We start from the raw sequence: 6089 nt of genomic DNA on the forward strand, positions 1-6089 counted from the left end.
GTGTGCACAGCAGGATCTACTAGGTCGTTATGAAAAAAACTTTTTCAAATGCCGGTCGCGATGAACTTTTGGCCGTGCGACAACGCAGTCGCGCTCTCTATTGGGGGGTGGCGCTTTTTAGTGCGTTTGTAAATTTGCTGATGCTGACTGGGCCGCTCTATATGATGCAGGTCTACGATCGGGTGCTTGGCAGCCGGTCCGAGGCGACGCTCGTGGCCCTGTCGCTGCTGGTGCTGTTTCTCTATGGCATGATGGGGCTGCTGGATGCGGTGCGCGGGCGCATCATGCGTCGGGTGGCTGCAAGGTTCCAGGCGGATCTCGATCAGCGGGTCTTTGATGCGATGATCCGGCGGTCGGCGGTGTCGACGGACCCGGAGGCACAAACCGGCTTGAGCGATCTGGAAAGCATCCAGCGTCTGATCGGCTCTCCCGTGACCATGGCGGCCTTCGACCTGCCCTGGACACCGGTCTTCCTGTTCGGGATTGCGCTGTTCCATCCCTGGCTGGGGATGCTCGCGGTGGTGGGCGGGGCGATCTTGATTGCGATTGCGATCCTCAACCAGATGCTCAGCGTGGAACCGGGCAAGGCCGCGATGAAAAGCAGCCATCGTGCCACCCTGCAATCCGAAGAAATCCGCAACGAGGCCGAAATGATTCAGGCCATGGGCATGCGCGATTCAGCGTTTCGCCGTTGGCAGCGGTCCCGCAGTCAGGCGCTGGCTGACAATGTCGCGGCGGCGGATGTCACCGGCTCGTTTGGCACATTGACCAAAACCCTGCGCTTGTTCCTGCAATCGGCGATGCTGGGGCTTGGGGCCTATCTGACCCTGCAGGGTCTGGTCAGCCCCGGTGCAATGATTGCCGGGTCGATTTTGATGGGCCGGGCACTGGCCCCGATCGAATTGGGCCTTGGGCAATGGCCTGCGGTCCAGCGTGCCCGCAAGGGCTGGCAGAACCTTGAGGAACTGCTTGCAAAAACACCGCCCGAACCCAACCGCACCGCCCTTCCCAAACCGCGCGCGATCCTCGATGTCCAGGCTCTGGCGGCCACGGCGCCCGGGGAAAGCCGCCCGTTGCTGCGCAATGTCAGCTTCCGGGTGGAACCGGGCGAAGCGATTGGTGTGATCGGGCCGTCGGGGTCGGGCAAATCGACCCTTGCGCGGGTATTGACCGGTGCCTGGCGGGCGGCGGCTGGCACTGTCCGGCTCGATGGGGCGGCGCTGTCGCAATATGATCCCGCCGTGCTGGGCAATCACATCGGCTATCTGCCACAGCGAGTGCAGCTGTTCGACGGGACCATCGCCCAGAATATCGCCCGATTGGCCTCTGAACCGGATGCGGATCAGGTGGTCGAGGCGGCAAAGAAGGCCGCCGCGCATGACATGATCGTCCAGCTGCCAGATGGCTATGACACCGCCGTTCGATCCGGCGGCGGGCGCCTCTCTGGCGGCCAGATGCAGCGGATCGGCCTAGCCCGTGCGCTTTATGGCGATCCGGTGATTGTGATTCTGGACGAGCCGAACTCCAATCTGGACAACGACGGTTCGGTGGCGCTGAACGCTGCGATCAAGCGATTGAAGGCCGAGGATAAATCGGTCCTGATCATGGCGCATCGCCCTGCGGCCATTCAGGAATGCGACAAGATCCTGGTGATCGATCAGGGCACTATGGCTGCCTTCGGACCCAAGGATGAGGTGATGCGAAAAATGGTATCGAACCATCGCGATATTCGCCAGGGGACCTCTGGCGCCGCAGCGCAATCGGCGGCGCAACCGGCTGTTCAAGCCGGCAGACAGAAAATTACCGGTAAAATCGGCGGTGGGAGCAAACTGTGAGTGCCATGCCTAAACCCGCCGCGCCACAATCCGCCTGGTCCGTGCGCGGTGCGCTGATCGTCGGCGCCATTGGTATTCTTGTCCTGCTCGGCGGCTTTGGCGGCTGGGCGGTTCTGTCGTCCATTTCCGGTGCCGTTGTTGCCTCTGGTCAGATCGAGGTGGATCGCAACCGGCAGGTGGTGCAGCACATTGATGGCGGTGTCGTCGCCGAAATCATGGTGGACGAGGGTGATCTGGTCGAGGTGGGCCAGACCCTGCTCCGCCTGGACGAGGCGGATCTGCGCTCTCAGCTGGTGATTATCGAAGGGCAGTTGTTTGAAATGATGGCGCGGCGCGGTCGGCTGGAAGCGGAACGTGACGAGGCGGAGCATATCGAAATTGACAGCCAACTGGTCGAGATCGCGGCAATGCGGCCAGAGGTCAAAGATCTGGTGCAGGGGCAGGAACGCCTGTTTCAGGCCCGTCGTGCCTCGGATGAACGCGAAGCGGAACAACTCGAAAAACGCGCCGCCCAGATCGAAGATCAGATCACCGGGGTGCTGGCGCAGCAGGATGCAACCCGCGAACAGCTGGACCTGATCCGCGAAGAGCTGGGCAATCAGCAATCGCTCTTTGATCGCGGGTTGGCGCAGGCCTCTGTCATCCTGAACCTGCGTCGCAATATGGCCAACCTGCAAGGCGGCCTTGGCGAATTGATCGCCAGCGAGGCACAGGCCCGCGGGCGCATCACCGAGCTGGAAATCGAAAGCCTGAAACTGGGCACGCAGCGCCGCGAAGAGGCGATCACCCGCCTGCGGGATCTGCGCTATCAGGAGCTGGAACTGGTTGAAAAACGGCGGTCTCTGCTGGATCGTCTCAGCCGTCTTGAAATCACCGCGCCGGTGTCCGGTGTTGTCTACGGCATGTCGGTGCGCACGCCACGGTCGGTGATCCGCCCGGCCGATCCCGTGCTCTATCTGGTGCCGCAGGACCGTCCGTTGGTCATCGCGGCACGGGTGGCGCCCACGGACATCGACCAGATCCATGTCGGCCAGCCGGTGTCGGTTCGCTTGCCTGCGCTGGATCAGCGCCAGACGCCGGAACTCTTTGGAACAGTTATGCTTTTCTCGGCGGATGCGTTCCAGGACGAGGCCACCGGGCAGTCCTACTACCGGGCGGAGATCGAACTCGACCCAGGCGAAATGGATCGGCTGCCCGAGGGCACCGTGCTGATCCCCGGCATGCCGGTGGAGAGCTTTATCCGCACCGCGGACCGGTCGCCCCTGGCCTATCTGGTGAAGCCGCTCTCGGATTATTTCGTCAAGGCCTTCCGCGAGAATTGACCCTCCGTGGCCTTTGCGGAGCCTTGTCAAATTGCCCCTTTCCGCGCGCAGCCTTCCCCTGTAGCGTCCGGCCAACGACTGTACGACAGTCTGCATGATGCACGGATACTGACACAGGAGCCCGACAATGAGCGTTGACGCCAAACTGCAATCCCTCGGCCTGACCCTGCCCGAAGCCCCCGCTCCGGCCGCCAATTACGTGCCCTACGTGGTCGTTGGCGACATGGTCTATGTGTCGGGCCAGATTTCGGCGGATGAAAACGGGCTGATCACCGGCACGCTGGGTGCCGATCTGGATGTCGAGGCGGGCCAGTATGCCGCACGCCGCTGCGCACTGTCGCTGCTGGCGCAGGTCAAGGCCGCCTGCGGTGGCGATCTGGGGCGGCTCAAACGGGTGGTGAAACTGGGCGCTTTTGTCAATTCGACCGCTGACTTTACCCAGCAACCGCAGGTGGTTAACGGCGCCTCCGATGTGCTGGTCGATATTCTCGGCGATGCGGGGCGTCATGCACGCGCCGCTGTCAGCGCGCCGTCCCTGCCGATGGGCGTCGCGGTCGAGATCGACGGCGTCTTTCAGATCGACGGCTGAAGGGTCATGGCGCGCCCGGACCTGCCACAGGCCTTTGTCACCACGCCGATTTCCCATCGGGCCCTGCATGGGCAAAAGGCCAACTGCCCCGAAAACAGCCGTGCGGCGATCCGTGCGGCGATGGATGCGGGCTATGGCATCGAGATCGACTTGCAGCTTGCCGCCGACGGGCGGGCGATGGTGTTTCATGATGACGTGCTTGACCGTCTGACCGCGCAAACCGGTCCGGTCCGAAATCGCAGCGCCGCAGAGCTGGGGGCGATTGCCTTGCGGAACGGCGACGGCGAAGGCATTCCCACCTTTGCCGAAGTGCTGGAAACTGTCGCCGGCCGCGTTCCGCTGCTGGTGGAAATCAAGGATCAGGACGGTGCCATGGGCGCCGATGTCGGGGCGCTGGAACGCGCGGCCATCGCTGATCTGGCCGGCTATGACGGGCCGGTGGCGCTGATGTCCTTCAACCCGCACAGCGTGGCCGAACTTGCCCGCCTTGCACCGGATCTGCCGCGTGGCCTCACCACCAGCGCCTATGACCCGGCGGTCTGGACCGCACTCGATGCCCCCCTGTGCGACAGGTTGCGCGAGATCGCGGATTTTGATCGGGTGGGGGCGAGTTTCATCAGCCACGAGGCTGGTGATGTTGCGCGCCCGCGCGTCCAGGCCCTGCGCCAGGCCGGGGTGCCGATCCTCAGCTGGACCATAAGATCGCCCGCGCAGGAGGCAGAGGTGCGCCGCCACGCGGACAACATCACCTTCGAGGGCTACCTTTCACCTCTTCCGGGTTGATCGAGGGCCGCGCGTTCCCAAATAAGGAAGGAGCGCAGAGAGGCAGTATGGATCAGGCACAGATAGAAATTCAGGTGCTGGGCACGCTGTCGCAGATCGAGGCTGCGGCCTGGGATGCCTGCGCCTGTCCCGAGGCCGCCGGGGGCGGGCGTCCGAACGATCCCTTTACCACCCATCGGTTTCTTCACGCGCTGGAGGAAAGCGGCTCGGTCGGGAGGGGCACGGGCTGGCAACCACAATACCTGACCTGCTATCTTGACGGACAGCTGATCGCCTGCGCTCCCCTCTATGCCAAGGGGCACAGCCAGGGGGAGTATATCTTCGACCACAACTGGGCCCATGCCTACGAACAGGCGGGCGGGCGCTACTATCCAAAGCTCCAACTGGCCGTGCCGTTCACCCCGGCCAGCGGGCGGCGGTTTCTGGTGCGCCCCGGCTATGAGGAGATTGGCATTTCGGCGCTGGTTCAAGGCGCGGTGCAGTTCGCCGCTGACAACCAACTGTCGTCGCTGCATGTGACGTTTTGCACCGAGAACGAGGCCGAAATCGGCGCGCAGCTGGGGCTGATGCCACGTATCACCCAGCAGTTTCACTGGTTGAACGACGGCTATGATACCTTCGACGCCTTCCTCGCAGCGCTGTCTTCGCGCAAGCGAAAAAACCTGCGCAAGGAGCGGCGTCAGGCGCAGGCCTTTGGCGGGCGGATCGAGACCTATACCGGCGCCGATTTGCGGCCTGAACATTGGGACGCCTTCTGGCAGTTCTATCAGGACACAGGCAGCCGCAAATGGGGCACGCCCTATCTGACCCGCGCCTTTTTTGACATCGTGCACGACACGATGGCCGATGACATGGCGCTGGTGCTCGCCGAACGGGAAGGGGTTCCGGTGGCGGGGGCCTTGAATTTTATCGGCGCTTCGGCGCTGTTCGGCCGCTACTGGGGCTGCGTTGAACACCATCCCTGCCTGCATTTCGAACTGTGCTATTATCAGGCCATTGATCTGGCCATCGAAATGGGGCTGGCGCGGGTGGAGGCTGGCGCACAGGGCGAACACAAGCTGGCGCGGGGGTATTTACCTGCGGAAACCCACAGCCTGCATTGGATTGGCGATCCCGGCTTTCGCAGGGCCATTGCCCAATATCTGCGGGCTGAGCGGGCCGCCGTGGATGAGGAGATCGACATTCTCACCAGCTATGGCCCGTTCAGGAAATCACAAGTGGAGGAACAGGAATGACCGAAAAACTCTCGGAGGAAACGCGGGGACCCTTGTTGAAACCGCTGTTTGCAACGGGCTGGGAAATGGACGGCGCCCGGGACGCATTGCGCAAGACGTTCCAGTTCAGCGATTTTGTGGACGCCTTTGCGTTTATGACCAAATCCGCGATCTGGGCGGAGAAATGGAACCACCATCCGGAATGGAGCAACACCTACAATCGGGTCACAGTGGTGCTGACGACCCATGACGTGGGGGGGATCAGTGCGCTGGATGCCAAGCTGGCGCGCAAGATGGATGGCCTGGTCTGAGGGATTGCGCTGCGCGTTGCGCATCGCCGGGGGCG

The 6089-nt window shown here is 62.8% G+C and carries 6 protein-coding genes; all 6 read left to right on the forward strand.

Features of this window, described 5'->3' with window-relative positions; all coding sequences use genetic code 11:
* Positions 1-29: 29 nt before the first annotated feature.
* The 6 genes from TRIHO_RS18505 to TRIHO_RS18530 all read left to right on the forward strand — a co-directional run bounded on the left by TRIHO_RS18505 (position 30) and on the right by TRIHO_RS18530 (position 6054).
* The gene (locus TRIHO_RS18505; protein WP_068247199.1) at positions 30-1835 is read left to right on the forward strand and encodes a type I secretion system permease/ATPase; all 1806 of its coding nucleotides are present in this window, start codon (positions 30-32) and stop codon (positions 1833-1835) included.
* 5 nt (positions 1836-1840) lie between these two features.
* Positions 1841-3157 (forward strand): HlyD family type I secretion periplasmic adaptor subunit, encoded by a 1317-nt coding sequence (locus tag TRIHO_RS18510; protein ID WP_068247202.1) that lies wholly within the window; start codon positions 1841-1843, stop codon positions 3155-3157.
* Positions 3158-3284: 127 nt separating this feature from the next.
* On the forward strand, positions 3285-3746 hold the full coding sequence (locus TRIHO_RS18515; protein WP_068247205.1) for a RidA family protein: 462 nt from the start codon (positions 3285-3287) through the stop codon (positions 3744-3746).
* 6 nt (positions 3747-3752) lie between these two features.
* Entirely contained in the window at positions 3753-4529 is a 777-nt protein-coding gene (locus TRIHO_RS18520) for a glycerophosphodiester phosphodiesterase family protein (RefSeq protein WP_068247206.1), read from the forward strand.
* 47 nt (positions 4530-4576) lie between these two features.
* Positions 4577-5764 (forward strand): GNAT family N-acetyltransferase, encoded by a 1188-nt coding sequence (locus TRIHO_RS18525; RefSeq protein ID WP_068247207.1) that lies wholly within the window; start codon positions 4577-4579, stop codon positions 5762-5764.
* Positions 5761-6054, forward strand: coding sequence for a 4a-hydroxytetrahydrobiopterin dehydratase (locus TRIHO_RS18530; RefSeq protein ID WP_068247209.1), 294 nt, complete (start codon positions 5761-5763; stop codon positions 6052-6054). Before TRIHO_RS18525 ends, TRIHO_RS18530 begins: the two co-directional genes overlap by 4 nt.
* Positions 6055-6089: the final 35 nt, after the last annotated feature.

It is taken from the genome of Tritonibacter horizontis, assembly GCF_001518015.1.
Classification (GTDB): Bacteria; Pseudomonadota; Alphaproteobacteria; order Rhodobacterales; family Rhodobacteraceae; genus Epibacterium; species Epibacterium horizontis.

Coding starts and splice junctions, on each gene's coding strand:
- TRIHO_RS18515 (WP_068247205.1), top strand. CDS start 3,285: ATGAGCGTTGACGCCAAACTGCAATCCCTCGGCCTGACCCTGCCCGAA.
- TRIHO_RS18525 (WP_068247207.1), top strand. CDS start 4,577: ATGGATCAGGCACAGATAGAAATTCAGGTGCTGGGCACGCTGTCGCAG.
- TRIHO_RS18510 (WP_068247202.1), top strand. CDS start 1,841: ATGCCTAAACCCGCCGCGCCACAATCCGCCTGGTCCGTGCGCGGTGCG.
- TRIHO_RS18520 (WP_068247206.1), top strand. CDS start 3,753: ATGGCGCGCCCGGACCTGCCACAGGCCTTTGTCACCACGCCGATTTCC.
- TRIHO_RS18505 (WP_068247199.1), top strand. CDS start 30: ATGAAAAAAACTTTTTCAAATGCCGGTCGCGATGAACTTTTGGCCGTG.
- TRIHO_RS18530 (WP_068247209.1), top strand. CDS start 5,761: ATGACCGAAAAACTCTCGGAGGAAACGCGGGGACCCTTGTTGAAACCG.